Annotated in this window: 3 protein-coding genes; all 3 read left to right on the plus strand. The window is 48.5% G+C overall.

The genetic code is table 11. From position 1 onward, the window contains the following. A partial coding sequence (locus GS601_RS23435) for a hypothetical protein (RefSeq protein ID WP_238393467.1) occupies positions 1-242 on the plus strand: 242 nt, incomplete at its 5' end. Between the two features lie 40 nt (positions 243-282). Then, entirely contained in the window at positions 283-468 is a 186-nt protein-coding gene (locus GS601_RS22685; protein ID WP_202925305.1) for a DUF4351 domain-containing protein, read from the plus strand. 5 nt (positions 469-473) lie between these two features. Further along, a partial coding sequence (locus GS601_RS23440; protein WP_238393468.1) for a hypothetical protein occupies positions 474-701 on the plus strand: 228 nt, incomplete at its 3' end.

Below are 701 nucleotides of genomic sequence, written 5' to 3' on the forward strand. Positions count from 1 at the left end.
AAGGATGGTCGGCACTGACCAATGGTGAACTGCTCAACATGGCAGAACGCAATGGATATGACCTTCTCATCACGACTGATCAAAATCTCCGCTACCAACAAAACCTTGCTAGTCATCGGATTGCTGTAGTGGTCTTGCTATCGACATCGTGGCCGCGGATTCAACAACACATGGATGCAATCCATAATGCGATCAATGATAGTTTTGCAGGTTCATATCAAGAAATAATGATCGCACGCTGACGAAGGGCGATCGTGGGTCGTAATCCAGGCTGATGGATTGATGCGTTGCAAGGCATCCTACGCGATCGCGCTTGCCAGTTCAGCGATCGCGATTTCATCCCTACCTTTACCCGTCCTGGAAGATCTCAGCGAAGCTTTACTCAATTTCACCACGTTGGCGGATTTAGAGGCTTGGTTGGAAGCGCGCTGCTTTGCAGATACCGCAAGGGTCGCTGAACAGAATTAGCAACGATGCTGAATGATCGCGAGATCGCTACTCATCCCAGTACGATCAACAAAAGAGCGCGATCGCGCTCTCAATTGAACTCAATTCCCTGCGATCGCCAATCTCCCTCATCACCCCATCCCCTCATGACTCTTTCACTATTCTTGAACACAGGCTTCATACCAAATCAAAAAATGCCTGCGACAGATAGTGCATTTACGATAAAGCTAAAGCCAGTGACAGAAGCAACGGTT

It is taken from the genome of Myxacorys almedinensis A (assembly GCF_010091945.1).
In the GTDB taxonomy this organism is placed as follows: Bacteria; Cyanobacteriota; Cyanobacteriia; order Leptolyngbyales; family Leptolyngbyaceae; genus Myxacorys; species Myxacorys almedinensis.